Origin of the sequence: Streptomyces sp. NPDC096136 (genome assembly GCF_044763325.1) — a bacterium.
In the GTDB taxonomy this organism is placed as follows: domain Bacteria; phylum Actinomycetota; class Actinomycetes; order Streptomycetales; family Streptomycetaceae; genus Streptomyces.
Map to the genome: position 1 here is coordinate 217,030 of NZ_JBIWFZ010000012.1, position 25,459 is coordinate 242,488.

Below are 25,459 nucleotides of genomic sequence, written 5' to 3' on the forward strand. Positions count from 1 at the left end.
GGTACCCCGGGCCCGCTGTCCTTGGGGCGCCCGTCTCCCCCCTCACTCCCAGAGGTCGTCCACCATGGCTGAACTGAACCGACGCAGGTTCCTGCAGATCGCGGGCGGCACCGCCGCCGCCGCGATGCTGAACGAGAGCATCGCCCGCGCCGCCTCCATACCGGCGCAGGGCAGCACCGGAACCATCCAGGACATCGAGCACATCGTCGTCCTCATGCAGGAGAACCGTTCCTTCGACCAGTACTTCGGCTCGATGAAGGGCGTCCGCGGCTTCGGGGACCCGCGGCCCGTCCTCCAGGACAACGGCAAGTCGGTCTTCTACCAGTCCAACGGCACCAAGGACATCCTGCCCTTCCACCCGCAGGTCAACGACCTCGGCATGCAGTTCGTCGAGGGCCTCAACCACGACTGGGCCGGCGGCCACCAGGCGTACAACAACGGCAAGTACGACAAGTGGGTGCCGGCCAAGACGACCACCACCATGGCGTACATGACGCGGAACGACATCCCGTTCCACTACGCCCTCGCCGACGCCTTCACCGTGTGCGACGCCTACCACTGCTCCTTCATCGGCGCCACCGACCCGAACCGCTACTACATGTGGACGGGCCACACCGGCAACGACGGCACCGGCGGCGGCCCGGTCCTCGGCAACCAGGAGGCGGGCTACGGCTGGAAGACCTACCCCGAGCGCCTGGAGGCGGCCGGCGTCTCCTGGAAGATCTACCAGGACATCGGCGACGGCCTGAACGCCGCCGGCGGCTGGGGCTGGATCGGCGACGCCTTCCGCGGCAACTACGGCGACAACTCCCTCCTGTACTTCAACAACTACCGCAACGCCCAGCCCGGCGACGCCCTGTACGAGAAGGCGCGCACCGGCACCAACGCCAAGGCGGGCGAGGGCTACTTCGACAAGCTGCGCGCGGACGTCGTGAACGGCACCCTGCCGCAGGTCTCCTGGATCGCGGCCCCCGAGGCCTTCAGCGAGCACCCGAACTGGCCGGTCAACTTCGGCGCCTGGTACATCTCCCAGGTCCTGGACGCGCTCACCGCGAACCCGGCGGTGTGGGCGAAGACGGCGTTCTTCATCACCTACGACGAGAACGACGGCTTCTTCGACCACGTCGTGCCCCCGTACCCGCCGGCCTCCTCCGCCTGGGGCCTGTCCACCGCCGACGTCACCCGCGACCTGTACGCCGGTGGCGGCGGCTACAACGCCGGCCCGTACGGCCTGGGCCCGCGCGTCCCGATGATCGTGGTCTCCCCGTGGAGCAAGGGCGGCTACGTCTGCTCCGAGACCTTCGACCACACCTCGGTGATCCGCTTCATGGAGAAGCGCTTCGGGGTGCAGGAGCCCAACATCTCGCCCTGGCGCCGGGCCGTCTGCGGCGACCTGACCTCGGCGTTCGACTTCACCCGGGCCGACGCGAGCCCCGCGTCCCTGCCCTCCACCACCGCCTACGTACCGGCGGACCACAACGCGCACCCCTCCTACCACCCGGTCCCGCCGGCGACGGGCACCCTGCCCAAGCAGGAGGCCGGCTCCAAGCCCACCCGCGCCTTGGGCTACAGCCCGTACGTGGACGGCTCCCGCACCACCTCCACCGGAAAGTTCACGCTCACCTTCTCCTCCGGCCCGAAGCTCGGCGCCCACTTCCACAGCACCTCCGGCAACCGCACGGACGGCCCCTGGCCCTACACGGTCGAGGCGGGCAAGACCCTCTCGGACACCTGGAGCACCAGCAGCTCCACCGGCAACAAGATCGACCTCACGGTCTGGGGCCCCAACGGCTTCCTGCGCACCTGGAAGGGCCCGGCGAAGAAGGCCGGCCCCGAGGTCACGGCCCGCCACGTGGACGCCACCGGCAACCTGGACCTGACCCTGACCAACGGCGGCTCGACCGCGGTCAACCTCACGGTCACCCAGGCCTACGGCGGCGCCGCCCAGACCTTCAAGGTCAACCCGGGGGCCACGGTCCCCTACACCGTCGACCTGCGCGCCTCGGGCCGCTGGTACGACCTGACGGTGGTCTCGGACGCGGACAGCACCTTCCTGCGCCGCTTCGCCGGCCACGTGGAGACGGGCGCCCCGGGCGTCTCGGACCCGGCGATCAAGACCGTCTGACCCGGTCGTCCGGCGTGCGCAGCAGCCGCCGCTCCAGGACCGGCAGGTCCGCGGGGCGGTGGCTGCGGGCGTGCCGGAGCAGCAGGTCACGGGCGGTGTCGGGGACGCGGCGGCGCTTGGGGTGGCGGGTGGTGAACTCCTCGCTCGCGAAGAACCGCACCGCCCCCTCCAGCCCGGCCCGGCCCGTCCCGCGCACCGCCCAGGCCAGTTCCTCCGTGGACACCCCGGCCAGCAGCCGGCAGGGGCCCCGCTCGGCGAGCAGCCGTGCCGCGTCGCGGGGCTCCGCCCGTACGGCGCCGAGCCAGCGGAACACCACCGCGTACGGCACCCCGCGCGGCGGTGCGGGCTCCTCCTCGCCCCCGGCCAGCGCCCGGGCGTACGCCCGCAGGGCCTCCGGCGCCGCCGCGGCCCACCGCTCCCGGTGCCGGGCCGGGATCCCGTCGGGGGACAGCGGGTCGAGCAGCCGGTTCGACTCGGGGGTGGGGTGCGCGGTTCCGTCGTCGTCCCCGCAGGAGCAGAAGACGACGCCCTTGGCGGCCGCGGCGGCCGCCCTCTGGCGCCCGATCCGGCGGACGGCCCGGACCTCGCGGATCTCGGCGGGGTCGGCGATCTCGTAGCGCGCGGGGTGGTGGGGGTGGCGGGCCCCGTCGGGCCGCGAGAAGTCCCCCATGACCAGGGGCTTGCGGGGCGGTTTCGGCTGCACGGTGTGATCGTAGGCGCGGTGGGCAGAACGAACGGCGTCGGATTCCCCGACCCGTTCACCGAGGGAGAACGCATGGCCATCGCCCACCGCACGATCGGCACCGGACCCGTTCGCGTCATCGTGCTGCACGACTGGTTCGGGACCTCCGCCAACTGGGGCTCCGTGCTGGACTACATGGACCCCGAGGGCTTCTCGTACGCCTTCCTCGACTACCGCGGCTACGGCGAGCGCCGCGACGTCCCCGGCCGCCACACCCTTCCGGAGATCGCGGACGACGTCCTCGAACTCGCCGACCAGCTCGGCTGGGACACCTTCTCCCTGCTCGGCCACTCCATGGGCGGCAAGGCCGTCCAGCAGGTCCTGGTCCGGGCGCCCGAGCGGGTCGAGAAGCTGATCGGCCTCTGCCCCGTCCCGGCCGCGCCCTACGCGATGGACGACGCCACCCACGCCCTCTTCCACGGCGCGGCCGAGGACCCCGCCAAGCGCCGCACCATCCTCGACCTCGTCACCGGCCACCGTGCGAGCCGCCACTGGCTGGACCGGATGGTCGCCCACTCCCTGGCCGTCTCCCGCCCGGAGGCCTTCGCCGGCTACCTCGCCGACTGGCAGCCCCGCGACCTGTCCTCCGCCGTCAAGGGCAGCACCGTCCCGGTCCTGGTCCTGGTGGGGGAGTACGACCTCGCTCTGACGGCCGATGTGATGCGGACCACCTGGCAGGCCTGGTACCCGGACTGCACGCTCGTCACGGTCCCCGGCGCCGGCCACTACCCGCCGCACGAGACTCCCGTGGCCTTCGTCACGGAGGTGGAGGCCTTCCTCCGCGGGTGAGCGCCGACGGCAACGCCCGTAGGGGGTACGAGGCGGACCTCGTACCCCCTACGGGACGGTAAGGGTGAGTGACGGGACTCGAACCCGCGGCCACCTGGACCACAACCAGGTGCTCTACCAACTGAGCTACACCCACCACGAAGGGCGGCGGACCACCCGTTCGTTGTGCAAGCACAGCATAGCCGATCAGATGGGTGCTTCCGCGCCCGGTTATCCGCCCGCCCGACCGGCGGCCGGGCCCCGCGCCGGCCGGGCGACGGGACCGTCCGCACGGCGCGCGGCGTGCGCGACGGCCGCCGCGGCCAGCGCAGGGCCCGGACCACCGGATGCGGCCGCGTCCCGCGTCCCGCTCCCGGCGAGCTCCGGCTGGAAGGGCGTGGCCAGGAAGAAGGGGTGCCCGGGAAGCTCCGCCATCCGCACCCGCCCCTCCTCGTCGTGGCCCGACAGCCGCAGCCCGTGCGCGGTGAGCTGCGGCAGGTGCCGCGGGGCCGGACCGCAGCCGCAGTGGTAGCGCTCCGTCGACCGCTCCGCCCCGAGCACCGACTCCGCGAGCGAGCCCGGCTGATACGGGCTGCCCGGCAGCACCCGCACCGCGTCGAACCGGGCCGGCGTCCCCGCGACGGCCTCCGCCGCGGCGTCCCCGGTCGGGATCCGGTAGGCGTCGAGGACCAGCCCCCTGCGCGCGGCCGGCGCGTCGAGGAGCAGCGGGACCCGGGTGCGGGCCGCCGCGTGCGGGGACCGGTCGCCGACCAGGGCGATCCGGGCCGGCGGCGAGGCCGGTGGGAAGGGGCGGCGAGGCGGGTGGGAAGGGGCGGCGAGGCGGGTGGGACGGCGGGAAGGCCGGCGGGACGGCGGGTACGGCCGGTGCGGCGGCCTGTACGGTCTCTGCGGCGGCCGGTGGGGCGGTCTGTGCGCCCGGACGGGCCGCCCTCGCCGCCTTCCCCTCGCCGTCGGCCCGCGCCTGCTCGCCGCCCTCCCCGCCACCGGCGTCACCCTGCGCGTCCTGCCCCCGGACCGGGTGCCCGCCGCCGTCGCCGCCGGGGACTGCGACCTCGGCCTCGTGGACGACCCGGCCGCACCCGGCGACCCCGTCCGGCCGCCCGACGCGGCCCCGCTGAGGACCACCGGCGTCGGCGAGGAGGCGCCGGCCCTCCTCCTCCCGGCCGGACACCCCTTCGCCCGGCGGGCCGCCGTCCGGCTCGACGACCTCGCCGACGCCCGCTGCCCCGACGCCCGCTGCCCCGACGCCCGCTGCCCCGACGCCTGCCGCCCCGACGCCCGCTGCCCCGACGCCCCGACGCCGGGCTCCCGCTCACCCCCGCCCACGGCTCCGCGCGCACCGGCCCTGCGCCACGACGGCACCGACCTGCGCGCCCTGTGCGCCCTCGCCACCGCCGGGCACGGCCTCGTCCTCCTGCCGCGCGGAGTCGCCACCGCCTCCGGCACGGGCGTCGCCGTACCGCTCGACGCCCCGCGCCTGGTGCCCGTACGGAGCTCCTCGTGCCCGCGAAGACGACCGGCGCGGCCGCTGCGCCCGCCGCACGCCTCACGGCAGGATCCCCGTATGACCACCGCACCCCGTCCTGAGGCCGCCCCCGCCCACCCCGGCCCGGCCCCCTTCACCACCGCCGACTACGCCGCCCGCATGGCCGCCGCGGCCCGGACCGCCGCCGACGCCGGACTGGCCGGCCTGCTCATCGCACCCGGCCCCGACCTCGCCCACCTCACCGGATACCGCCCCACCGCCGAGACCGAGCGGCTCACCGTGCTCGTCCTCGCCGCGGGCCGGGAGCCCGTCCTCGTCGTCCCCGCCCTGGAGGCACCCGACGCCGCCAAGGCCCCCGGCGCCGGCGCCCTCACCCTGCGGGACTGGACCGACGGCACGGACCCGTACCGGACCACCGCCCCGCTCCTCGGCGCCGGCGGCCGCTTCGGCGTCAGCGACAACACCTGGGCGCTCCACCTCCTCGGCCTGCAGAAGGAGTTGCCCGCCGGCTCCTACGCCCCGCTCACCGAGGTCCTGCCGATGCTCCGCGCCGTCAAGGACGACCGCGAACTCGCCCGGCTCGCGGCCGCCGGAGCCGCCGCCGACGCCGCCTACGAGCAGATCCTCCACGTCCCCTTCGCCGGCCGCCGCGAGAGCGACGTCGCCGCAGACCTCGCCGCGCTGCTGCGCGCCCACGGCCACTCCCAGGTGGACTTCACCGTCGTCGGATCCGGCCCCAACGGCGCCAACCCGCACCACGAGGCCGGCGACCGGGTGATCCGGCACGGCGACATGGTCGTCCTCGACTTCGGCGGCCTCAAGCACGGCTACGGCTCCGACATCTCCCGCACCGTCCACGTCGGCGAACCCACCGCCGAGGAGCAGCGCGTCCACGACATCGTCCGCGAGGCCCAGCAGGCCGGCTTCGCGGCCGTCCGCCCCGGCGCCGCCTGCCAGGACGTCGACCGCGCCGCCCGCGCGGTGATCACCGAGTTCGGCTACGGCGACCGCTTCATCCACCGCACCGGCCACGGCATCGGCGTGACCACCCACGAGCCGCCGTACATGGTCGAGGGCGAGGAGCAGCCCCTCGTCCCCGGCATGTGCTTCTCCGTGGAACCCGGCGTCTACCTGCCCGGCCGCTTCGGCGTCCGCATCGAGGACATCGTCACGGTCACGGAGGACGGCGGCCGCCGGCTCAACGAGGCCCCGCGCGAGATGGCGGTCGTGGAGTAGCCCCGCCGCGCTACGGACCCAGCACCACCGCCGACTCGCCCGGCACGTGGATGCGCCCGTCGGGGCCCGGGTGCTCCACCGGCTCCCACGAGGCCAGCACCCGCACCCCGTTGCGGCCCAGCGCGACCGTCACCGACTCCGTCCCGAGGTTGACGACCACCCGCACGTCCCCCCGGCGGAACGTCAGCCACCGCCGCTCCTCGTCGAAGGCGACCCGGACCGCCGCCAGGTCCGGGTCGCGCAGGTCCGGCTGCGTACGGCGCAGCCGCACCAGCGTCCGGTACCACTCCAGCAGCCAGGCGTGCGACTCCCGCTCCGGCTCGGCCCAGTCCAGACAGGACCGCTCCCGCGTGGCCGGGTCCTGCGGGTCCGGGACCTCTTCCGCCTTCCAGCCGTGCGCCGCGAACTCCCGGCGCCGGCCGGTGCGGACGGCCTCCGCCAGCTCCGGATCCGGATGGTCGGTGAAGTACTGCCAGGGCGTCCCCGCACCCCACTCCTCGCCCATGAAGAGCATCGGCACGAACGGCCCCGTCAGCACCAGCGTCGCCGCGCAGGCCAGCAGCCCGGGGGAGAGGGACGCCGACAGCCGGTCGCCCGGCGCCCGGTTGCCGACCTGGTCGTGGGTCTGCGCGTAGCCCAGGAAGCGGTGCGCGGAGGTGCGGCGGCGGTCCACCGGCCGGCCGTGGGATCGCCCCCGGAAGGAGGACCAGGTCCCGTCGTGGAAGAACGCCCGGGTCAGGGTCTTGGCCAGGGCGCCCAGCGGGGCCGCGGCGAAGTCGGCGTAGTAGCCCTGGGATTCACCGGTCAGCGCCGTGTGCAGGGCGTGGTGGAAGTCGTCGTTCCACTGCGCGTGCAGGCCGAGGCCGCCGCCCGGGCGGGGCGTGGTGAGGCGCGGGTCGCACGCGTCGGACTCGGCGATCAGGAACAGCGGGCGCGCCGACTCCGCGGCGAGCGCGTCCACGGCCGCCGAGAGCTCCTCCAGGAAGGACAGCGCCCGCCCGTCGGCCAGCGCGTGCACGGCGTCCAGCCGCAGCCCGTCGACCCGGTAGTCCCGCAGCCAGGCCAGGGCGCTCCCGATCAGGTACGCCCGCACCTCGTCGGAACCCGGCGCGTCCAGGTTCACCGCCGCGCCCCACGGCGTGTGGTGGGCGTCGGTGAAGTACGGGCCGAAGGCGGGGAGGTGGTTGCCGGAGGGGCCCAGGTGGTTGTGGACCACGTCCAGCACGACCCCCAGGCCCGCCGTGTGCGCCGCCTCCACGAACCGGGCCAGCCCCGCCGGACCCCCGTACGGCTCGTGCACCGCCCAGGGCGCCACCCCGTCGTACCCCCAGCCGTGCCGGCCCGGGAAGGGGCAGACCGGCATCAGCTCCACGTGCGTCACGCCCAGCGAGGCCAGGTGTCCGAGGCGGGCGGCCGCGGCGTCGAAGGTGCCCTCCGGGGTGAAGGTGCCGATGTGCAGCTCGTACAGCACCGCGTCCTGGAGCGGGACGTGCGGGGGCGCGGTGCGGGGGGTGAGCGGTTCGAAGTCGACCACGGCGGAGAGGCCCTCCGTGCCGTCCGGCAGCCGCCGGCCGCGCGGGTCCGGGCGGACCGTGGGGTCGTCGCCGAGCCGGAACCCGTACCGGTCGCCGTCGGCCGCGGGGGCCTCGGCCGTCCACCAGCCCGAGCGGTCGGGGGCCGGATCGGGCGTCATCTCGTGGTCGGTGTCGCCCAGTCGCATGGCGACCCGGCCTGTCAGCGGTGCCCACACCTCGAACTGCACGGACGGTCCCCTTGGTCTCGGTCGTCGTCTTCGGCCGTGTTCCGGTCGTCCCGGCCCGGAGCGCGCCGGACCCGTCCCTCCCGGTCGCGGCGGGCGGCGTCCTGCGGCATGCGTATCGTGCCCATCATTCCGGGCCCGCCGGGGGAGTTCTGGACACTCCGCACCCGACGGGCCGACAATCACCCTGTGACGTCGAGTTTCGAGTTCCCCGCCTTCCCCGTCCCGCGCGTGTCCGACGCGGAACGGGACCGGGCGCTGGGCCAGCTCAGGGAGGGCGCGGCCCTCGGGAGGCTGTCGCACGACACCTTCCTGCGCCGCATGGAACTCGCACTGGTCGCCCGCCGCTCCGAGGACCTGGCGGTGCTGCTGGCCGACCTCCAGACCCGCGAGGGGCCGTGCGGCGCCGAAACCCCGTGGACCAGCCGCCTGTTCGGCTGGGTGGGACGGGCCTCGGCCGTCTCGGCGGGGGTCCGGCGGGCCTGGCAGGCCGAACGCCTGCCGAAGCTGCTGCTGCCCCACCCGGCCGCCGGACCGCTGCGGATCGGCCGCGACCCGGGCAACGGGCTGCGGCTCAGCCACGACACGGTCTCGCGGGCGCACGCGGAGCTGAGCCTGCGGGACGGGGTGTGGATGCTCAAGGACCTCGGCTCCACCAACGGCACCACGGTCAACGGGCGTCGGGTCACGGGGGTGGCCGTCGTGCGGGCGGGGGACCAGGTCGGGTTCGGGCGGATGTCCTTCCGCCTGTCGGCGGACTGACGGACCGGGCGCACGGCCCGCGCGGGACGCGGCGGCCGACGGCAGGATGTCCTCCCATGGACCACGACCACGACGACCACGACGACGCCCGCCCCGACGACGACCGCGACCACGACGACCGCGAGGCCCGCATCCGCCCCGCCCGGCCCGAGGACCTCCCCCGCCTCACCGAGCTCATCCACGAGCACATCGCCTACGAGAAGTCCGCGCCCAGGCCCGGGGGCCTGGCCGACCGGCTCGGGCCGCAGCTGTTCGCCGAGGGTTCCCGGCTCCGGGTGCTGCTCGCCGAGACTCCCGACGGCGCGGTGGCGGGATACGCCGCCTGCTCGGAGGAGTTCGCCTTCTGGGACGCCGCCCCCTACCTCCACATGGACTGCCTCTACCTGGCGGAGGAGGCCCGCGGCCACGGACTGGGCGCCGCCCTGATGGCGGGCGTGGCCGGCCTCGCCCGCGAGCTCGGCCTCGGCCACGTCGAATGGCAGACCCCGGACTGGAACGAGGGCGCGATCCGCTTCTACGACCGGCTGGGCGCCGCCGGCCGGGCCAAGCGCCGCTACGCCTGGCCCGTCTGAAGACACCGGTGGACCGCGAGGACCGTCCGGCACTGGTGCTCCACCTGCGTGGCCACCGGAACCGGCCGGGCCCGGAAGCGGGCCGAGAACTCCTCGCACCACCCCGTCACCATCCGGTCGAGGACCGGCCCGGCCGGATGCCCCTGGGCGCGGACCGCCCGCAGCAGCATCGCGGCGGCGCGCAGCGACAGGCGCCGCCCGAAGGCGTCGAGGCTGGCCAGGGCGGCCGCGGTCGTACCGGCGGCCGCCCCGGACCCCGTCCAGGCGGCGGTGACCTGCGGGATGAGCCGGAGCGTCCAGTCCACCGCCCGCAGCAGCGCGGCGGAGTCCGGGTCCACCGCCCCGACCCCCTCGCGCAGCTCGCCCACCCGCGCGGCCTCCCCGGCCAGCCGCCCGGCCAGCGCCCGCAGCGCGCCCCGCGGGTCCGGGTGCGCGGCGGGATCGGCCACCAGGCCGGAGGCCCACATGGGCACCTCGACGATCGCGGTGGTGGTCCCGCGGTGGCACCAGGTGCTGAGCCGGGTGTCCTCGGAGTGGGACCCCATCACGCCCCCGCCGGGCATCACGAAGACGCCGGGGCCGGGGGAGGCCCAGCCGGCGGCGTCGGACGCCCCGGTCTCCACCGGGATCCGCAGATCGGCGGCCGACTTCCCGAAGGGCTCGGCGAGCCCGGGCAGGTCCCGGGTGAGCTGCACCCACGAGCCGCCCAGGTCGGTGCCGTGCAGGGAGACCTGGAGGACCGGGCGCAGCTCGTCGATGAGCCCGGTCAGCGCGAGGGTCTCGGGCGGGAGCCGGTCCGGGGGCAGCAGCGCCGGCGCCCACTCGGGCTGTTCGGGGCCCGGCGGACGGTAGAAGTGCCGGTGGTAGTCCAGCAGCGAGTCCGGGCACGGGGTGCGGTGCAGCTCGGCGCCGTCGGGGTCGGCACACAGCAGGAAGTGCCACCCCGGCCCGTCCCCCGGGTCCCCGGCCACCCGCCGGGCGAGCTCCAGCACGGTCGCCCCGCCGACGGGCTCGTTGGCGTGCGCCCCGGCGACGACCAGCACCGCGCCCCCACCCCGCCCGGCGACGGAGAGCAGCCACAGCGGCCGCCCGCCCCGCGACGCCCCGACCTGGCGCAGCCGCACCCGCGCGGGGTGCTCCCCCGCCAGCGCACGGGCGGCCAGGGCGAGTTCGTGCGGGGCGGGGTAGCACATGTCACGGAGGAGGTTCACCCCCATGCCATGCCCGCCACACCCCCGCCCTACTGCATCCGAATCTCTGTGCCGGTCCACCGGTGCCGCGGCCCGGGCCCGCCCCCGACCTCTCGCGGGGCGGTGGCGGGCCCGGGGCGCGGGGCCGCCTACCCCGCCCGGACCAGGGCCACCACCGGGCCCGCCGCCAGGAGCCGCGCCAGCGGGACCTCCCCCTCGTACGGGGCCGAGGGGGCCGGGCCGTGGGCCGGGAGCCACGGGCCGGGCGGGAGGGGGAGGGCGGTGTCGCGCCAGCCGCCCGCTTCCGCCAGGCGGTGCGAGAGGCGGGTGGCCACCGCCACCAGGCCGCCCGGGCGGGTGAAGGCCAGGCAGTGGTCGGACGCCGGGCCGTGCGCCGCCAGGGGGGCGTAGCCCGTGAACACGGCCGGCCGGGCGCGCCGCAGGCGCAGCAGGGCGGTCGTCAGGGCGAGCTTCTCCTCCGCGAGGGTCCGCGGGGAGGTGCCCGCGTCCAGGGCGGCCAGGGGCTCCCGGGGGAAGGCGGCCGGGCGGCGGTTGTCCGGGTCCACCAGGGCGCGGAACTCGTACTCGGAGCCCTGGTAGACCTCCGGCACCCCCGGCATCGCCAGGTGCAGCAGGGTCATGCCCAGCACGTTGGCCCGGGCCGCCTCCGCCAGGGAAGGCGGCAGCTCCACCGGGTCCCGGGGGACGAGAGCGGCGATGCCGGCCTCGTACGCCTCGTCGGGGTCCGTCCAGGAGGTGCGCAGCCCCGCCTCCCGTGCGGCCTTGAGCAGCGCCGCCGCCAGCCGGGGGCCCCGCTCGGGGACGTCCCCCAGCCCGAGCGCGCTCTGCCGGGCCACCCAGGCCAGCTGCGGGTCGGGTCCGCCGCGGGCGGCCCCGTCCATCGCCCCCGGCGCCTGCGACAGCGCCGCGATGCGGGCGCGGACGTCGGCGCTGCGCTTGGTGTCGTGGGTGGACAGCACCGTGCCGGAGGCGGGCCAGTCCCGCTCGCGCTCCGCGCAGTACGCGTGGAACTCCGCCGCCGACACCGCCGGGGCCCCCGGTTCGCCGCCGACCTCCGTCGCCGACAGCAGCGGGGCCCAGCGGTAGAAGGCGCGGTCCTCCAGGGACTTGGCGCGCAGGGCCGCCGAGGTCTGGGCGAAGCGGGCCGCGAAGGCCGGGTCCCGCAGCAGCAGGTCCCGTACGCCGTCCACCGCGGCCGTCCCGGCCCGCGCGGCGGCGCGCTCCAGGGTCCGCGCGTCCGGTCCCGGCCCGCCGGGGTAGTCCCGGTACACCGGTGAGGCGATCAGCAACTCCCGCACGCCCGGCGCGAGGTCCGGGCCCGCCCGGCGCTCCAGCGTGGCGAGCTCGGCGGCCAGGTCGCCGGTCAGCACCTCCCGGGCGGCCGACGAGGCCGTCTCCTCCCAGGGCGGCGTGCCGGTCGACTCCGCGTACGCGCGGCCCAGCCGGGACGCTCCGGCCGTGTCCGTGAACACCCCGTCGACCCGGTGCAGCGCGTCGTAGCCCGTGGTGCCCGCCACCGGCCAGGCCGACGGGAGCCGTTCGGCGCGGGCCAGGATCTTCTCGACGACCACCCAGCAGCCGGCCCCCGCGGCCGTCCGCAGGCGCCGCAGGTACTCCCCGGGGTCGGCCAGTCCGTCGACGTGGTCGATCCGCAGGCCCGCCGCCACCCCGTCCCGGACCAGTTCCAGCACCTTGGCGTGGGTGGCGGCGAAGACGGCGGGGTCCTCCACCCGTACCCCGATCAGGTCCGAAATGGTGAAGAAGCGGCGGTAGTTGAGGGAGGTGCGGGCCTCGCGCCACCACGCCGGCCGGTACCACTGGGCGGCCAGCAGTTCGGGCAGCGGCAGCCCGGAGGTGCCGGCGCGCAGCGGGAACTCCCGTTCCCCGCAGCGCAGTACGCCCGCGGCGGCGTCCACCCCGAAGGGCTCGTCCGGCTCCGCGAGCACCGGCAGCAGGACCTGCCCGCCCCCCGCCTCCCAGTCGATGTCGAACCACCGCGCGTACGGCGACCCGGGCCCCTCCCGCAGCACCTCCCACAGCGGCCGGTTCAGCCGCAGCGGCGACGGGACCGCCATGTGGTTCGGCACGATGTCGAGCACCAGGGCGAGCCCGCGCTCCCGGGCCGCCGCCGCCAGCGCGCGCAGGCCCCGCTCCCCGCCGAGCTCCTCGCGCACCCGCCCGTGGTCGGTGACGTCGTACCCGTGGGCCGAGCCCGGTACCGCCTCCAGCACGGGGGACAGGTGGAGGTGTGACACGCCGAGGGAGGCGAGGTACGGCACGGCTGCCTCGGCCGCCGCGAAGGGGAACGCGGGCGTCAGCTGGAGACGGTACGTCGACGCGGGAATGACGGGTGTCTGAACGTCGGATTCCGATTGGCTGATTGAATACCGCAGGCTCATGAGAACGTACGTACCCAGTCGGCGCCATTCCGTGCCATTACCCAATGCATCCGGGTGACTGCACCGCGTTAGTGTCGATCAAGTGGTTTCAACCCTCAGCACCTACCGAAACGTCATCGCCCTGACCGGGCCCCTCCTCCCGCTCGTCTCGTTCCTCGCCCGCCTGCCCGTCGCGATGTCCCAGTTCGGGAGCGTCCTGCTGGTGTCCGCGACCAGCGGGTCCCTCGCCACCGCCGGCATCGTCGGCGGCACCCTCTCCGCGGGGCAGGTGGTCTGCGGACCCCTCCTCGGGCGCCTCGCCGACCGCCGCGGGCAGCGGCCCGTCGTCCTCGTCGCGGCGGCGTTCAACGCCGTGGCCACCGCCGCCCTCGTCGCCGGGGCCCTCGCGGGCCTGCCCACCGCCGCGCTCGCCGCCGTCGGCGCCGTCGCCGGGGCCTCCGTCCCGCTGATCGGGCCGCTCGCCCGGACCCGCTCCGTCGCGCTCGCGCACCGGGCGAAGGCCGGAGAGGGCGTGGTGGGGGCCGTGCACTCGCTCGAAGGCACCCTCGACGAGGTCTCGTTCGTCCTCGGCCCGGCCCTCGTCGGCCTGGCCGCCCTCGTCCTGCACCCGGCCGTCGCCCTCGGTGGCGCGGCCGCCCTCGTCGCCGTCTTCGGCACCGCCTTCGCCCTGCACCCGACCGCCGCCGTCAGGGCCGGGAACCCCCGGCGGCCGGGTTCCACGGGGGCCCGGGCGCCCCGCGCGCCGCGCGTGGTCCACGCCGTGCGCTGCTCGCTCGCCCTCCAGGGCGCCATGTTCGGCGCCTGCCAGGCCGGGATCGCCTCCCTCACCGCCCGGCTGGGCGTACCCGGCCAGGCCGGCATCGTGTACGCCGCCATGGGGGTCGTCAGCGCCGCCGTCGGGCTCGCCCTCGGCGCGCTGCCCGCCCGCTTCGGGCTGCGGCTGCGCTGGCGGGTGGCGACGGGCGCCGCGCTGGTGCTCTCGGTGCCGCTCCTGTTCACCGAGACGCTGTGGCCGCTGTACGCGGTCGTGACCGTCCTCGGCGCCGCCTACGCCCCGCACCTGATCACCGCGTTCGCGCTCACGGAGCGGTTCGTGGAGCCGGCACGGCTCGCCGAGTCGATGGCCTTCGCGGCCAGTGCGCTGGTGGCCGGGCAGGCCGCCGCGCTGGCCGTCTCCGGACGGCTCGCCGAGTCGTACGGGCCCGCCGGGGCCTTCGCCGTGGCCGTGGCGGCGGCCGCGCTGTGCCTGGCCGTCGCGCTGGTCACCCGCGTGCCGTCGGCCCGGCCCCCGGCCGCCGCCGGCCCCGCCGCGGAACCCGTCAGGGCGTTCATCCCGGCCCAGCGCACCGGCGCCCCCGAGGGCTCGGGGGCGTCCGGCGGCGCCACGGGCTACGCCGGCCGCTGAAGCACCGCCATGCACCGGCCCGTCAGCGCCACCCGGTCCCCGGCCGCGTACTGCGGCCCGGTGCCGGGCGGCAGCACCTCCGGCCGGGCGGTGTCCACGACGAGCCGCCACCGCGCGCCGTGCCCGGCGGGGATGGTGAACTCCTGCGGCTCGGGGCCCGCGTTGAACATGAGCAGGAACGAGTCGTCGGTGATCCGCTCCCCGCGCGAGCCCGGCTCGGAGATCGCCTCGCCGTTGAGGAACACCGTCAGGGCCCGGGCGTGCTGCGCCTGCCAGTCCCGGGCCCGCATCTCCTCGCCGTGCGGGGTGAACCAGGCGATGTCGGAGAGTTCGTCGTGGGTCCCCTCCACCGGCCGGCCGTGGAAGAACCTGCGGCGGCGGAACACCGGATGGTCGCGCCGCAGCCACACCATCCGCCGGGTGAACTCCAGCAGCGGGGGCGGAGGTTTGCCCGGCTCGGGCCAGGTCACCCAGGACAGCTCGTTGTCCTGGCAGTAGGCGTTGTTGTTGCCGCCCTGCGAGCGGGCGAACTCGTCGCCGTGGCTGAGCATCGGCACGCCCTGCGACAGCATCAGCGTGGCGGTGAAGTTGCGCATCTGGCGCTCGCGCAGCTCCTGGACCTCCGGGTCCTCGGTCGGGCCCTCGACCCCGCAGTTCCAGGACCGGTTGTGGGTCTCGCCGTCCCGGTTGCCCTCCCGGTTGGCCTCGTTGTGCTTCTCGTCGTACGAGACCAGGTCGTGCAGGGTGAAACCGTCGTGGCAGGTGGTGAAGTTGACGGAGGCCAGCGGGCGGCGCCCGTCGTCCTGGTAGAGGTCCGAGGAGCCGGTCAGCCGTCCCGCGAACTCCGCGAGCGTCCGCGGCTGCCCGCGCCACAGGTCCCGCACGGTGTCGCGGTACTTGCCGTTCCACTCGGTCCACAGCGGCGGGAAGTTGCCCACCTGGTAGCCGCCCTCGCCCAGGTCCCAGGGCTCCGCGATCAGCTTCACCTGGCTGACCACCGGGTCCTGCTGCACCAGGTCGAAGAAGGACGACAGCCGGTCCACCTCGTGGAACTGCCGGGCCAGGGTGGCCGCGAGGTCGAAGCGGAAGCCGTCCACGTGCATCTCGGTCACCCAGTACCGCAGCGAGTCCATGATCAGCTGGAGCACGTGCGGGGACCGCATCAGCAGCGAGTTCCCGGTCCCGGTGGTGTCCGTGTAGTGCCGGGGGTCTTCCGCGAGCCGGTAGTACGAGGCGTTGTCCAGCCCCCGGAACGACAGGGTCGGGCCCAGGTGGTTGCCCTCGGCGGTGTGGTTGTAGACCACGTCGAGGATCACCTCGATGCCGGCCTCGTGCAGCGCCCGCACCGCCGACTTGAACTCCAGCACCTGCTGGCCCCGGTCGCCGGAGGCGTAGCCGTTGTGCGGGGCGAAGAAACCGATGGTGTTGTAGCCCCAGTAGTTGCTGAGCCCGTCGTTGGCCAGCCGGTGGTCGTTGACGTACTGGTGCACGGGCATCAGCTCCAGCGCCGTCACCCCGAGCTTCACCAGGTGGTTGATGACCGCCGGGTGCGCGAGCGCCCCGTAGGTGCCGCGCAGCTCCTCCGGCAGGTCCGGGTGGCGCATGGTGAGTCCCTTGACGTGGGCCTCGTAGAGCACCGTGTGGTGGTACTCGTGGCGCGGCGGCCGGTCGTTGGCCCAGTCGAAGTACGGGTTCACCACGACGGAACTCATGGTGTGCGGGGCCGAGTCCAGGTCGTTGCGGGAGTCGGGACGGCCGAAGTGGTAGCCGTAGACCTCCTCGCCCCAGTTGATCCGCCCGCTGATGGCCCGTGCGTACGGGTCCAGGAGCAGCTTCGCCGCGTTGCAGCGCAGGCCCCGCTCGGGCTCGTACGGGCCGTGCACCCGGAACCCGTACCGCTGGCCGGGCATCACCCCGGGGAGGTACGCGTGCCGTACGAAGGCGTCCGTCTCGCGCAGCTCGACGGCGGTCTCGGAGCCGTCGTCGTGCAACAGGCACAGCTCGATGCGGCGCGCGGCCTCGGAGTAGACGGCGAAGTTGGTGCCGGCTCCGTCGTAGGTGGCACCCAGCGGATACGCCTGCCCCGGCCAGACCTGCATAGACAACGTCTCTTTCCATCCTGGTCCGGGTCGATCCGGCGCGGATCGCGCCTCTGCCGAATCTTCCCCGAAAGTGGCTCCGCACGCGTGGACTTGGGATGCTCCTGCCGGGTGAACCGGAGAGCTGATATGCGGATCGACGGACCGTCCGGGCATCACATAATGGTCCGACGGACGGCCGGTCCGGGGTGCGCGGCATCACCTCGGACGGCTTCGGGCTGCATCGGGCCGCGCGCGCGGAGTACCCTTCCGTGATCACTGGAGACGGGCGTCCGGACGCAGAAGGCGGTGCACGAGTGAGCTCGGGAGGTCTGGAGCTGCCCCCTGGTGACAGCGGCCACGAGGGTGGTCCGGCGGACGCCCCAGGAGGTGTGCCGGGGGCGGCGGCGGCCGGGGCGGCCGTGTCGCTGGCCCAGCCGGCGGCCGGGGAGGTGCGCGCCGGGGCGGAGCTGGACTGGAGCGCGGACGCGTGGAGCGAGGTCCGTACGCGGGCCCAGCGCGCGGGCCGTGCGTACATCTGGCTGAACCTCATCGAGCAGCGGCTGCGGTCGGTGGTCGGCGCGGTGCTGCGGCCGGTCTACGAGCCCGTGCACGGCGGGGACGACTGGGTGGTGGCGGCCGCGGGCCCCGCCGGGCAGGAGTGGGTGCAGCGGGCGGTGGCGGTCCGCGAGGTCAGCCGGCGCAAGGGCTACCTCCTCGACCCGGCCGACGACAACGTGCTGAGCTTCCTGACGCTGCCGCAGCTGCGGGAGCTGATGGTCCAGCACTGGCCCTGCTTCGAGCCGTACTTCGACGACCGGCGCGAGATCGAGCTGGCGCTCGACGAGCTGGAGGTCACCCGGAACGTGGTCTCCCGCAACCGGGCGCTGTCGCGGGCGGTGCTGGAGCAGGCGGAGCGCGCGTCGGCGCGGCTGCTGGAAGTGCTGGGCGCGGGCTCGGGCAGCCCGTCGGCGGACCGGCTGCCGATCGACGCGGTCGAGGACCTCGTCGGGGACCGGTACGCGGACGTCATCTCGGTCCACCCCGACCGGGTGCGGCTCCAGCGGCAGCTGCCGGCGGAGGACCTGTTCGGGGGCGCGCGGCGGCTCGACGCGATCGGCATAGGCCTCAACCTGCTCGTGCAGAACTTCTCGGGCCGCCGGCTGGTGCGGCTGTCGGAGGCGGGCTGCCGGGTCCGGCTGCTGTTCCTGAACCCGGCCAGCAGCGCGGTCAAGCGGCGCGAGCGGGAGCTGGGGCTGCGCAAGGGCGAGCTCAGCCGCTCGGTGGAGATGAACATCCTGCACGTGCGCCGGGTGCGGGCGGGGCTCACGGACCCCTCGCGCTTCGACATCCACGTCTTCGACGAGACCCCGCGCTTCACCGCCTACCTGGTGGAGGGGCAGTCCTCGGGCATCGCGGTGGTCCAGTCGTACCTGCGCCGGGCCCGCGGCATGGAGGCGCCGGTGCTGGTGCTGCGCGGGGGCGGCCGGGGGGTGCCGAAGGACGCGGACCACGGGCTGTTCCAGACCTACCGCGAGGAGTTCGAGTCGGTGTGGGAGGATTCGCGCCCGGTGTCCTGACCCCCGTGCCCCGGGGGGTGGCCGCCGACGGTGTCAGTGGCTCGTGGCAGGCTGAAACGCGTCGACCGAAACACGGGGGAGGGGCGCGTCATGGAGGCGTGGTACGGGGGAGTGCGGGCCGCAGCGGGAGCCGTCCGATGAGCTGGCTGGGCGGGCCGCTGACGGCTTTCGACCTGGAGACCACCGGCACCGATGTGGAGACCGACCGCATCGTCACGGCGGCGGTCGTCCGGATCGAGACGGACGGGTCCGTCTCACGGGAGCGGACCTGGCTGCTCGACCCCGGGGTGGCCATACCCGAGCAGGCGTCGGCGATCCACGGCATATCGACGGAGCACGCCCGGGCGCACGGGGCGGCGGCGGCGCCGGCCGTCGAGGAGATCGCGCGGGCCGTCGCCGAGGGCCTGCGGCACGGGACGCCCCTGGTGGTGATGAACGCGCGCTACGACCTGTCCCTGCTGGACCGGGAGTGCCTGCGCCACGGGGTGGAGTCGGTCAGCGAGCGGCTGGGCGGCGCGCCCTCGCCCGTCATCGACCCGCTGGTGATCGACAAGCACGTGGACAAGTACCGGAAGGGCAAGCGGGCCCTGTACGCGCTGTGCGACCACTACGGGGTGCCGCTCGACGATGCGCACGACGCGCGGGCGGACGCCGTGGCGGCCGCCCGCGTGGTGCGCAGCCTGGGGGAGCGGCACCGGCCCGTCGGGCTGATGCCCCTGGCGGACCTGCACGACCTCCAGGTGCGCGCGGCGGCCGAACAGTCCGTCTCGCTGCAGGCCTACCTGCGGCGCACTGCGGATCCGTCGGCGGTCGTCGAACCGGCCTGGCCGCTCATACCCCGCAGGCGCTGACCGCGCCGGCGGCCGGCGGGGTCGTACGGGGTGATCCGGTGGACGAAGGACGGCGCGGCGCCGCTCCCCGTGTTCATGGCCGGGGCCCTTCGCCGGGCGCGGGCGGTTCGCGGTACTCGACGTGGATGTCGCGTCCGCGCACGTCGCACCGGACGCTCGCGCAGTAGTGGCTGTGCCGGTGGGCGCGGTCCGGGTAGGGGTCGACGTACCCGGGGCCGCCCGCGGCCACGTCGAGGAAGGCCGCGGCGCCGAGCCGGAAGGCCTTGGCGCTGCCCGCCATGAACAGGGTCTCGGCGTGGACGCTCTGGTGGAAGCGGTCGCGGTTCTCCGTGTGGTGCAGGGACGCGTACTCCTCCTCGGCGGGCGCGGTGAGCGAGACCTCCACGGTCCGCGGCCGGCCCGGGGAGAGCCGGCCCCGCAGCCCCTTCCACTGGGAGGGGGCCAGTTGCAGGGAGTGGTGCAGCAGGACGAGGTCCAGCCGGCCGGAGCCCGCGGGCGGGGCGGGGCCGCGCAGGGGCAGGTGGACCAGCGAGCGCGGAGAGCCGGCCGCCAGGGTCCACAGCCCGGCCATGAGCAGGGCCGCGTCCCGGTCGACGTACGCGTTCAGCCACCAGGCGTCGTCGAAGAGCCCGGCGTGCTCCGGCGGCCGGGCCGGGCGGACGACCCGGAAGGACTCCCCGCCGCGCCGGGCCTCGTGGACGGTGAGGTGCAGCTTCAGGTCCACTAGAACGGGTACCAGCGCACTTCCGGGTCCCCGTCGCGCAGGGAGGCCACGCGGCGGCGGAACTCCGCGAGGGCCCCGGGGTTGGCCGGGGCGTGCTGGGCCACCCAGGCGCAGCTGGCCGTCTCGCGGGCGCCGCGCAGCAGGGCGCAGCCCTCCCACGCGCGCACGTCCCAGCCGTAGGCGGCGGTGAAGGCCTCGTAGTCGGCGGCGGGCAGTCCGTACCGGTCGCGGGAGAGGGCCATCACCACCAGGTCGTGCTCGCGCAGGTCGGCCGAGACGGTCTCCAGGTCGACCAGGACCGGCCCGTCCGGGCCCACGTGGACGTTGCGGGGCAGGGCGTCGCCGTGGATCGGGCCCGGGGCCAGGTGCGGGGTGAGGGCGGCCACCTCGCCGGCGTAGGCGTCGCGGCGGGCCCGCAGGTAGGCCGCGTCCTCGGGGTCGACGGCCTCCCCGGCCAGCCGCAGCCAGCGCTCGACCCCGCCGAGGAGGTCCCGGGCGGGGAGGGCGAAGGGCGGGGAGGGCAGCGCGTGCAGCGGTCGCAGGAGCGCCGCGAGGTCCTCCGGGCCGGCCGGGCGGACCGCTCCGGGGAGCCGGTGCCACAGGGTCACCGGGTGCCCGTCCACCAGCCGCGGCCCGGGTTCGGCCGCGCGGACCGCGGGGATCCCGGCGGCGGCGAGCCATCCGGAGACCGCCAGCTCCCGTTCGGCCCGCTCCAGCAGACCCGCCTCCCGGCCGACCTTGACGACCAGGTCCCCGAGGGCGAAGACGGCGTTCTCGCCGAAGGCGAGCAGCTCGGCCGGTCCCGTCAGACCCGCCTGCGTCAGTACGTCCCTGGCCCGTGCCTCGTCCATGCGTTCGTCTCGTCCTTCGCCGGGGGGTTCGTGGTGGTCGTGCCGATGATCGCGGATCCGCCCAGTCTCGCATCCGCCGGCGGGGAAAGGCCTGGTGGGAGCAGAAGGGAGGTTTTCGGCGCAGGGCCGCCGCGAAGGGTGTATTCGTTTTGTACGAGACGTCTCGTCTCGTTAAGGTCGCTCCCATGACCTCAGCCAAGCCCGCCCACATCGCCATGTTCTCCATCGCAGCCGCCGGGCACGTGAACCCGAGCATCGAGGTGATCCGGGAGCTCGTCGCCCGGGGCCACCGCGTCAGCTACGCGATCCCCGCCCCCTTCGCCGGGAAGGTCGCGGAGACCGGTGCCACGCCGGTGGTCTGGACGTCCGTCCTGCCCACCGAGGACGAGCCGGAGGCCTGGGGCACCGAACTCATCGACAACATCGAGCCCTTCCTGGACGACGCCGTCCAGGCGCTCCCGCAGCTCGCGTCCGCCTTCGAGGGCGACGAACCCGACCTCGTCCTCCACGACATCACCTCCTACCCGGCCGGCGTCCTCGCCCACCGCTGGGGGGTCCCCGCCATCTCCCTCTCCCCGAACCTGGTGGCCTGGGAGGGCTACGAGGAGGAGGTGGCCGCCCCGATGACCGCCGAACTCCGCGCGAGCGAGCGCGGCAGGGCGTACTACGCCCGCTTCCGCGCCTGGCTCGACGAGAACGGCATCGACGAGGACGCGGACCGCTTCGTCGGCAGGCCGCGCCGCAGCATCGTGCTGATCCCGCGCGTCCTCCAGCCGTACGCCGACCGCGTCGACCCGTCCGTCTACACCTTCGTCGGGGCCTGCCAGGGCGACCGCAGCGCCACCCAGGGCACCTGGGAGCGGCCGGCGTCCGCCGAGGGCCGCAAGGTCCTGCTGGTCTCGCTCGGATCCACCTTCACCAAGCAGCCCGCCTTCTACCGCGCCTGCATCGAGGCCTTCGGGGGCCTGCCCGACTGGCACGTCGTCCTGCAGATCGGCAAGTTCACCGACGAGGCCGACCTCGGGGAGGTCCCCGCCAACGTCGAGGTCCACCGCTGGGTCCCCCAGCTGGACATCCTCCGCCAGGCCGACGCCTTCATCACCCACGCCGGCGCCGGCGGCAGCCAGGAGGGCCTGGCCACCGGAACGCCGATGGTCGCGGTGCCGCAGGCCGTCGACCAGTTCGGCAACGCCGACATGCTGGCCTCGCTCGGGGTGGCCCGGCACGTCCCGATGGCGGAGGCCGACGCCGCCACCCTGCGGGAGGCCGTCCTCGGACTGCTCGCCGACCCCGGGGTCGCCGCTCGCGCCGAGGAGATCCGCACGCAGATGGCCGCCGAGGGCGGCACCCGGCGGGCCGCCGACCTCGTCGAGGCCGCCCTCCCGCAGGGGGGTTAGGGTGCGGCCATGACCAAGCGACCGGCCCCCGGGAAGAAGTACGCGGCCCTGCTGCGCGGCATCAACGTCGGCGGGAAGAAGAAGGTCCCGATGGCGGAACTCCGCTCCGTCCTGGAAGAACTCGGCCACGGCGACGTGCGGACGTACCTGCAGAGCGGCAACGCCGTCTTCAGCAGTGCGCGCCAGGACCCCGCCGCCCTCGCCCGGGAGCTGGAGGAGGCCATCGAGGCCCGCTTCGGCTTCCCGGTGAAGTGCCTCGTGGTCGACGGCGCCCACCTGCGCGCCGTCGCTGAGGCCTGCCCCTTCCCCGCCGCCGAGCTGGAGGGCAGGCAGCTGCACGCCACCTTCCTCTCGGAGCAGCCCGGCCCGGAACGCTTCGCGGCGCTCGACCCGGCCGCCTACCACCCCGAGGGCTACCGCCTGGGCGACCGCGTCCTCTACCTGTACGCCCCGGGCGGCCTGGGCACCTCGGAACTGGGCGCCGCCCTCCACCGGCCGGCCCTCCTCAAGGGCATCGACGCGACCACCCGCAACTGGAACACGGTCGCCAAACTCGTCGAGCTCACGGCGGACGAAACGGCCTAGGCCTGCGGGCAACTCGCCCTTCGCCACGGCCCGGTGGGCCCGCGGCGCGCACCGTGTGCCAGGCTCTGGGCATGCGTTACATCATCATCGGCGCCGGAGCGATCGGCGCGACCATCGGGGGACGGCTCGCGGAGACCGGCCGGGAGGTCGTCCTCGTCGCGCGCGGCGCGCACGCCGAGGCGCTGCGGACGAACGGCCTGCGGCTCACCACCGCCGACGGGGAGCGCGTCCACCGCCTCCCGGTGGCCGGGGAACCGGCCGACCTCGGAGCACTGCGCCCCGACGACGTCCTGCTGCTGACCGTGAAGACCCAGGACGCCGTCGCCGCCCTCGACACCTGGGGCGCGGCCGAGGTCGCCGGCGGCGGCACGGCCGCCCAGCGGCTGCCGCTGCTGTGCGCGCAGAACGGCGTGGAGAGCGAGCGCCTGGCCCTGCGCCGCTTCTCGCGCGTCTACGGGGTCTGCGTCTGGCTCCCCGCCACCTTCCTGGAACCGGGCGTGGTCTCGGCGCTCTGCACCCCGCTGACCGGCATCCTCCACCTCGGCCGCGCCGCCGGCGGGGCCGACGAGCGGATCCGGGCGGTCGCCGCCGACCTGGACGGGGCCGGCTTCGAGGCGCCGGTCGTCGAGGACGTGATGCGCTGGAAGTACGCCAAGCTCCTCGGCAACCTGGGCAACGCCATCCAGGCGACCACCGGCCCCGAACCCGACCCGGCCAAGGCGGCCCTGCTGCTGCGCGCCGTCCGCGAGGCCAAGGCCGCCTTCGACGCGGCGGGCATCGCCTACGCCTCGGACGCCGAGCAGTCGGCGGCCCGCGACGGCAAGGTCAACCAGCCGGCGGGCGTCCGCGGCGGCTCCTCCTGGCAGAGCCTGGCCCGCGGCACGGGCTCCGTGGAGGCCGACTACCTGAACGGCGAGATCACCCTCCTGGGCCGTCTCCACGCGGTCCCCACCCCGGTCAACGACGTCCTGCGCCACGCGGCGAACATCTTCGCCCGTGAGTCGCTGCCCCCGGGCGCCATGTCCATCACGGACCTGACCACCCTCGCCGACGAGGCCGAGCGCCGGGGCTGAGGGGTCTGCCGGATCAGCGCTAGGCCGTCAGGGCCGGGCGGGTGGGGTGGGCCGTGGCGGATTCGTCGTAGCGGCGGAGGAGGAGGCGGGCCAGTTCAGGGGTCGCGCCCAGGACGGCCGCCACCGCGTCCGCGTCCGCCGAGCGGGCGCCCGTCGCGATGCGGTCCGGGAGGAAGCCCGGGGCGATGACGTACGGGGCCACCGCCACGCGGTGGACGCCCTCCGCGCGCAGGGCGCGTACGGCGTCCTCCGTGCGGGGAAGGGCGGCGGAGGCGAACGCAGGCCGCACGGCGCACCAACCGGTGTGCCGCCACTCCCGCGCGATTTCAGCGATCACTGCGATCGCCTCCGGGTCCGAGGAGCCGGCGGAGGCGAGGACGACACCGGTCCCCGCACGGTCCGCCGGGGTGAGGCCGACGCCGGCCTCGGCGAGGCGGCGCTCCAGGGAGGCCACCAGGAGGGGGTGCGGGCCCAGGACGTCCGCGACCCTGACCGAGAGGTCGGGCAGACGGGTCGCCGATTCCGCGAGGACGGCCGGGATGTCGGCCTTGGCGTGGAAGGCCCGGGTGAGGAGCAGCGGCAGGGCCACGGCCTGGCGGACGCCCGACAGGTACAGGGAGGCCAGCGCCTGGGGGACGCTCGGGCCGTTGAAGTCGAGGAAGGCCGTCTCCACCCGGAGGCCCGGCCGCAGCGACCGGACGCGCCCGACGAGGGCGTGCACGGTCGCCGCGTGCCGCGGATCGCGGCTGCCGTGGGCTATGACCAGGAGTGCGGGGGAGGACATGGGATTTCCGGATCTCAGTTCTTGACCAGCAGGCCGCGGCTGCGCAGCACCCAGCGCTCGACCGGGCTGAAGATCAGCAGGTCGATGGCGATGCCCACGACCAGGATCAGGACGATCGCCAGGAAAACACCCGGCAGGTCGATGTTGTTCCGGCCGTTCTCCAGGAGCTGGCCCAGGCCCAGGCCGAGGTCGGGGGAGCTGGCGATGATCTCGGCGGCCATCAGGGAGCGCCAGGAGAAGGCCCAGCCCTGCTTGAGCCCGGCCACGTAGCCCGGCAGGGCCGCCGGCATGACCACGTGCCACGCGCCGCGCAGGCCGGTGGCGCCCAGGGTGCGGCCGGCCCGCAGGAACAGCGGCGGGACCTGGTCGATGCCGGAGACGAGGCCGTTGGCGATGGACGGGACGGCGCCCAGCAGGATCACCGTGTACATCATGGCGTCGTTGAGGCCGAACCAGAGCACCGCCGGCGGCACCCAGGCGACCGAGGGCAGCGACTGCAGGCCCTGGAGGATCGGGCCGATCGCGGCGCGGACGAACTTCACCCGCGCCACGAGCAGGCCGAGCGGGGTGCCGATGGCCAGGGCGAGGAGGAACCCGAGCAGGCCGCGGGAGACGGAGGTCCAGATGACGTCGAGGAGCGTGCCCTTCAGCCACATGTCGGACAGGCTGTTCCACACGGCGGACAGCGCGGGCAGCTTGGTCTCGTCGGTGACCTTCGCCGAGACGAGCACCTGCCAGACCACCAGCACCAGGCCGACGGCCAGGAACGGGGGCAGGACCTTCTTGGTGAGGACCTCGCGCACCGGGGTGCGGTGGGTCTGGACGGCGTCGAGGGCGTCGAGGCCGGCCTCCAGGCCGGCCAGGTCCTCGCCCTTCGCCGTCTCGGGGGTGGTGTCAGTGCTGGCCATGGCGGCGGATCTCCCCACGCAGGTGTTCGGTGATCTCCAGCGACAGCTCCGCGACGTCGGCGTCTTCGATGCGGCGGGGCTGGGGGATGTCGACGGTCCATTCCTTGGCGACCCGGCCGGGGCGGGAGGAGAGGAGGACGAC

Annotated in this window: 21 protein-coding genes, 1 tRNA gene and 2 pseudogenes; 12 read left to right on the top strand and 12 right to left on the bottom strand. The window is 75.0% G+C overall.

Features of this window, described 5'->3' with window-relative positions:
- Positions 1-64 precede the first annotated feature (64 nt).
- Positions 65-2,125, top strand: a complete 2,061-nt coding sequence (locus ACIRBY_RS24650) for a phosphocholine-specific phospholipase C (RefSeq protein ID WP_403903948.1) — start codon at positions 65-67, stop codon at positions 2,123-2,125.
- On the opposite strand, the gene ACIRBY_RS24655 is transcribed toward ACIRBY_RS24650, so the two are convergent.
- A complete protein-coding gene (locus tag ACIRBY_RS24655; RefSeq protein WP_403903951.1) occupies positions 2,112-2,828 on the bottom strand; it encodes a hypothetical protein in 717 nt (238 codons plus the stop codon). The two genes, ACIRBY_RS24650 and ACIRBY_RS24655, sit on opposite strands and share 14 nt — an antisense overlap.
- A gap of 18 nt (positions 2,829-2,846) precedes the next feature.
- Between ACIRBY_RS24655 and ACIRBY_RS24660 the strand changes: the two genes are divergently transcribed.
- Positions 2,847-3,656, top strand: a complete 810-nt coding sequence (locus ACIRBY_RS24660) for an alpha/beta fold hydrolase (RefSeq protein ID WP_403903954.1) — start codon at positions 2,847-2,849, stop codon at positions 3,654-3,656.
- 63 nt (positions 3,657-3,719) lie between these two features.
- On the opposite strand, the gene ACIRBY_RS24665 is transcribed toward ACIRBY_RS24660, so the two are convergent.
- A tRNA-His gene (locus ACIRBY_RS24665) sits at positions 3,720-3,792 on the bottom strand.
- Positions 3,793-3,866: 74 nt separating this feature from the next.
- Positions 3,867-4,247 carry a hypothetical protein gene (locus tag ACIRBY_RS24670; RefSeq protein WP_403903956.1) on the bottom strand — a complete coding sequence of 127 codons (381 nt, stop codon included), beginning with the start codon at positions 4,245-4,247 and terminating at the stop codon, positions 3,867-3,869.
- Positions 4,248-4,479: 232 nt separating this feature from the next.
- Here ACIRBY_RS24670 and ACIRBY_RS24675 point away from each other — a divergent pair.
- Positions 4,480-4,869: pseudogene (locus tag ACIRBY_RS24675) on the top strand (LysR substrate-binding domain-containing protein); the annotation flags it as partial.
- Between the two features lie 351 nt (positions 4,870-5,220).
- Complete coding sequence (locus tag ACIRBY_RS24680; protein ID WP_403904008.1) at positions 5,221-6,378, top strand: aminopeptidase P family protein; 1,158 nt, start codon at positions 5,221-5,223, stop codon at positions 6,376-6,378.
- A gap of 10 nt (positions 6,379-6,388) precedes the next feature.
- Here the strand turns inward: ACIRBY_RS24680 and treZ are convergent, their stop codons facing one another.
- On the bottom strand, positions 6,389-8,140 hold the full coding sequence (gene treZ / locus ACIRBY_RS24685; RefSeq protein WP_403903958.1) for a malto-oligosyltrehalose trehalohydrolase: 1,752 nt from the start codon (positions 8,138-8,140) through the stop codon (positions 6,389-6,391).
- 186 nt (positions 8,141-8,326) lie between these two features.
- Between treZ and ACIRBY_RS24690 the strand changes: the two genes are divergently transcribed.
- Both ACIRBY_RS24690 and ACIRBY_RS24695 read left to right on the top strand, forming a co-directional pair.
- Entirely contained in the window at positions 8,327-8,899 is a 573-nt protein-coding gene (locus ACIRBY_RS24690; protein ID WP_403903960.1) for an FHA domain-containing protein, read from the top strand.
- Positions 8,900-8,955: 56 nt separating this feature from the next.
- Positions 8,956-9,471, top strand: coding sequence for a GNAT family N-acetyltransferase (locus ACIRBY_RS24695; RefSeq protein ID WP_403903963.1), 516 nt, complete (start codon positions 8,956-8,958; stop codon positions 9,469-9,471).
- Here ACIRBY_RS24695 and ACIRBY_RS24700 read toward each other — a convergent pair.
- A complete protein-coding gene (locus tag ACIRBY_RS24700; RefSeq protein ID WP_403903966.1) occupies positions 9,453-10,688 on the bottom strand; it encodes a M14 family zinc carboxypeptidase in 1,236 nt (411 codons plus the stop codon). The genes ACIRBY_RS24695 and ACIRBY_RS24700 overlap by 19 nt on opposite strands.
- 122 nt (positions 10,689-10,810) lie before the next feature.
- Complete coding sequence (gene treY, locus ACIRBY_RS24705; protein WP_403903969.1) at positions 10,811-13,081, bottom strand: malto-oligosyltrehalose synthase; 2,271 nt, start codon at positions 13,079-13,081, stop codon at positions 10,811-10,813.
- Between the two features lie 82 nt (positions 13,082-13,163).
- On the opposite strand from treY, the gene ACIRBY_RS24710 reads away from it, so the two are divergent.
- On the top strand, positions 13,164-14,486 hold the full coding sequence (locus tag ACIRBY_RS24710) for an MFS transporter (protein WP_403903972.1): 1,323 nt from the start codon (positions 13,164-13,166) through the stop codon (positions 14,484-14,486).
- Here ACIRBY_RS24710 and glgX read toward each other — a convergent pair.
- Positions 14,471-16,585 (bottom strand): glycogen debranching protein GlgX, encoded by a 2,115-nt coding sequence (gene glgX / locus ACIRBY_RS24715; protein WP_403904010.1) that lies wholly within the window; start codon positions 16,583-16,585, stop codon positions 14,471-14,473. The genes ACIRBY_RS24710 and glgX overlap by 16 nt on opposite strands.
- Before the next feature lie 296 nt (positions 16,586-16,881).
- Between glgX and ACIRBY_RS24720 the strand changes: the two genes are divergently transcribed.
- Complete coding sequence (locus ACIRBY_RS24720) at positions 16,882-18,144, top strand: SAV2148 family HEPN domain-containing protein (RefSeq protein ID WP_403903974.1); 1,263 nt, start codon at positions 16,882-16,884, stop codon at positions 18,142-18,144.
- 137 nt (positions 18,145-18,281) lie between these two features.
- Positions 18,282-18,995 carry an exonuclease domain-containing protein gene (locus tag ACIRBY_RS24725; RefSeq protein ID WP_403903977.1) on the top strand — a complete coding sequence of 238 codons (714 nt, stop codon included), beginning with the start codon at positions 18,282-18,284 and terminating at the stop codon, positions 18,993-18,995.
- A gap of 73 nt (positions 18,996-19,068) precedes the next feature.
- On the opposite strand, the gene ACIRBY_RS24730 is transcribed toward ACIRBY_RS24725, so the two are convergent.
- Together ACIRBY_RS24730 and ACIRBY_RS24735 are read right to left on the bottom strand one after the other, a co-directional pair.
- Complete coding sequence (locus ACIRBY_RS24730) at positions 19,069-19,719, bottom strand: hypothetical protein (RefSeq protein WP_403903980.1); 651 nt, start codon at positions 19,717-19,719, stop codon at positions 19,069-19,071.
- Positions 19,719-20,570 carry a phosphotransferase enzyme family protein gene (locus tag ACIRBY_RS24735; RefSeq protein WP_403903983.1) on the bottom strand — a complete coding sequence of 284 codons (852 nt, stop codon included), beginning with the start codon at positions 20,568-20,570 and terminating at the stop codon, positions 19,719-19,721. Before ACIRBY_RS24735 ends, ACIRBY_RS24730 begins: the two co-directional genes overlap by 1 nt.
- Positions 20,571-20,755: 185 nt before the next feature.
- On the opposite strand from ACIRBY_RS24735, the gene mgt reads away from it, so the two are divergent.
- From mgt to ACIRBY_RS24750, 3 genes are all read left to right on the top strand, one after another.
- The gene (mgt, locus tag ACIRBY_RS24740; protein ID WP_403903986.1) at positions 20,756-21,967 is read left to right on the top strand and encodes a macrolide-inactivating glycosyltransferase; all 1,212 of its coding nucleotides are present in this window, start codon (positions 20,756-20,758) and stop codon (positions 21,965-21,967) included.
- A 9-nt stretch (positions 21,968-21,976) separates the two neighbouring features.
- Positions 21,977-22,552 (top strand): DUF1697 domain-containing protein, encoded by a 576-nt coding sequence (locus ACIRBY_RS24745; RefSeq protein WP_403903989.1) that lies wholly within the window; start codon positions 21,977-21,979, stop codon positions 22,550-22,552.
- 71 nt (positions 22,553-22,623) lie between these two features.
- Positions 22,624-23,625 (top strand): ketopantoate reductase family protein, encoded by a 1,002-nt coding sequence (locus tag ACIRBY_RS24750; RefSeq protein WP_403903991.1) that lies wholly within the window; start codon positions 22,624-22,626, stop codon positions 23,623-23,625.
- A 19-nt stretch (positions 23,626-23,644) separates the two neighbouring features.
- On the opposite strand, the gene ACIRBY_RS24755 is transcribed toward ACIRBY_RS24750, so the two are convergent.
- The 3 genes and pseudogenes from ACIRBY_RS24755 to ACIRBY_RS24765 all read right to left on the bottom strand — a co-directional run.
- Positions 23,645-24,409 (bottom strand): sirohydrochlorin chelatase, encoded by a 765-nt coding sequence (locus tag ACIRBY_RS24755; RefSeq protein WP_403903993.1) that lies wholly within the window; start codon positions 24,407-24,409, stop codon positions 23,645-23,647.
- A gap of 14 nt (positions 24,410-24,423) precedes the next feature.
- Positions 24,424-25,317 (bottom strand): ABC transporter permease, encoded by an 894-nt coding sequence (locus ACIRBY_RS24760; RefSeq protein ID WP_403903996.1) that lies wholly within the window; start codon positions 25,315-25,317, stop codon positions 24,424-24,426.
- Positions 25,304-25,459: pseudogene (locus tag ACIRBY_RS24765) on the bottom strand (ABC transporter ATP-binding protein); the annotation flags it as partial. The gene ACIRBY_RS24760 and the pseudogene ACIRBY_RS24765, both read right to left, overlap by 14 nt.